A 2466-nucleotide genomic window follows, 5' to 3' on the forward strand; every position below is an offset into this window, starting at 1 on the left:
ATTTCATCTGCTCCAGCGTCAGATCCGGCAGGTCAACGCCTTGCTTTTCCGCCATCGCAACCAAACTACCTGTGACGTGATGCGCGTCGCGGAACGGCAGGCCAAGTTCGCGCACCAGCCAATCGGCAAGGTCGGTCGCGGTGGAAAAGCCGGATGCGGCGGCGGTTTTCAACACCTCACGACTGGCGGTCATATCGCCAACCATCCCGGTCATCGCGGCCAAGCCGAGCATCAGGCTGTCGGCGGCGTCAAAGGTCTGTTCCTTGTCTTCCTGCATGTCCTTGGAATAGGTCAGCGCCAGCCCTTTCATGATGGTGAACAACGCCACCGTCGCGCCGAGGATGCGCCCGAGCTTGGAACGCAAAAGCTCCGCCGCGTCGGGGTTCTTCTTTTGCGGCATGATCGACGACCCGGTGGTCCATTTGTCCGATAACTTCACGAATCTGAACTGGGCCGAGGACCAGATCACGAGTTCTTCGGCAAAGCGCGAAAGATGCATCGCGGTGATGCTGGAGGCCGAGAGAAATTCCAGAGCGAAATCGCGGTCGGAGACCGAATCAAGACTGTTCGCCGTGGGGCGGTCAAAGCCGAGGGCGGCGGCGGTGGCGTGGCGGTCGATGGGGAAGGAGGTTCCGGCAAGCGCCGCAGCACCCAAAGGACATTCATTCATCCGTTTGCGGGCATCCTGAAAGCGCGCGCGATCCCGCGCGAACATTTCCACATAGGCAAGCATATGATGGCCCCATGTCACAGGTTGCGCGGTTTGCAGATGGGTGAAACCTGGCATCACCCAATCGGCACCAGCCTCTGCCTGCGCCAGAAACGCCTGCATCAACGCCTCCAGCCCCGTAATCGCCGCGTCGCATTGGTCGCGTACCCACAGGCGGAAATCGACGGCAACCTGATCGTTGCGCGACCGGCCAGTGTGCAAACGCCCTGCCGGTTCACCGATAATCTCTTTCAACCGGGATTCCACATTCATGTGGATATCTTCCAACTCCACCCGGAACGCAAACTTTCCGCCCTCGATTTCTGACAACACCGTGAGCAGGCCTTCACGGATTGCTTCGGCATCCGTATGGGTAAGGATACCCTGTGCCGCCAACATCGCGGCATGGGCGCGAGAGCCTGCAATATCTTGCGCGGCCAAACGGCGGTCAAAGCCGATGGAGGCGTTGATGGCCTGCATGATGGCGTCGTTGCCGCCTTCGAATCGGCCGCCCCACATGCTGTTGGCTTTGGGCGTGGAATTGGATGTATTGGTCATATGGATGGCCTTTGGAGGGAACATGCTGCGGATTTGCCTGACGGTTGTTTATACTGGCTTGATGCTTGGTGCAAATGCGGCGCAGGCCGATGTTGCGGCGGCACAGGCGGTCTTGGCGGGCGATATGCGCAAACTGGCGTTCCATGACGCGCCAAAGCCCGCGCCTGCTATCTTGTTGAGCGATCTGGAAGGGGTGGAGCGCTCCTTGGCGGATTGGCAAGGGCGTTGGGTGGTGTTGAATCTTTGGGCGACATGGTGCGCGCCATGCCGCAAGGAAATGCCCGGTCTCGACCGCTTGGCAGACGCGATGGGCGAAGATGGTCCGGCAGTGGTCACTTTGGCAACCGGGCGCAACCCACCCGATGCTGTGCGGCGGTTTTTTGCGGAAGTCGGGGTAGAAGGGCTGCCTGTGCTCCTCGACCCCAAAACGGCATTCGCGAGGGAAGCCGGGGCGTTTGGCTTGCCGGTGACGCTGCTTATCGACCCGCAAGGCCGGGAGGTCGCGCGATTGATCGGTGATGCGGAATGGGACAGCGCCGACGCGCTGGCGATGTTTGCAGCCTTGACTCAACCGTAGCGTCGGGACGATTTTTCGTCAAAGAATCATGCCTTCGGCAAAGGTATTTTTTCCAAGATGAAGTCGGGGCGGGAATTCAGACTGGCTCATGCCTTGCTGGTCGCTTGGCCGAGGGTGGCAACTTTTGCATGGCAATGACAACTTGTGAGATGGTCATTCACCATCCCGGTTGCCTCCATGAAGGCGTAAACAATGGTTGGGCCGCAAAAGGTGAAACCGGCCTTTTTCAGATCTTTGGAAATTTGGGTGGAAAGTTCTGTGAACGCAGGCACGTCCGCTGTTGTTTTCAGGTTGTTTTGCAAGGGCGCGTCGTCGACATAGGCCCAAAGCCAACTTGAAAACCCGGTTTCCTGTTCGATCCGCAAATAAGCGCGGGCCGATTTGATCGCGCCTTCAATCTTGCCGCGATGCCGGATGATGCCGGGGTTTGCGAGCAGGCGCAACACATCCGCTTCGCCCCATGTCGCGATGATTTCCGGGCAAAACCCCGCAAAAGCCGCGCGAAATGCCGCGCGCTTTTTCAGGATGGTGATCCAGGAAAGGCCCGCCTGAAAACCATCGAGCATCAGTTTCTCCCAAAGCGCGCGGCTGTCCCATTCCGGCACACCCCATTCGGTATCGT

The 2466-nt window shown here is 59.1% G+C and carries 3 protein-coding genes; 1 reads left to right on the forward strand and 2 read right to left on the reverse strand.

Annotated elements, in window-relative coordinates:
• Positions 1-1267, reverse strand: a 1267-nt coding sequence (argH, locus tag L0H65_RS18305) for an argininosuccinate lyase (RefSeq protein ID WP_301460642.1), incomplete at its 3' end; no start/stop codon positions are given.
• 22 nt (positions 1268-1289) lie between these two features.
• Between argH and L0H65_RS18310 the strand changes: the two genes are divergently transcribed.
• Positions 1290-1844, forward strand: coding sequence for a TlpA disulfide reductase family protein (locus tag L0H65_RS18310; RefSeq protein WP_301460643.1), 555 nt, complete (start codon positions 1290-1292; stop codon positions 1842-1844).
• Between the two features lie 86 nt (positions 1845-1930).
• Here L0H65_RS18310 and L0H65_RS18315 read toward each other — a convergent pair.
• Positions 1931-2466 (reverse strand): DNA-3-methyladenine glycosylase I (locus L0H65_RS18315; RefSeq protein ID WP_301460644.1); only part of this gene is annotated, 536 nt, incomplete at its 5' end.

Source organism: Pseudorhodobacter sp. (genome assembly GCF_030452865.1).
Classification (GTDB): Bacteria; Pseudomonadota; Alphaproteobacteria; order Rhodobacterales; family Rhodobacteraceae; genus Pseudorhodobacter.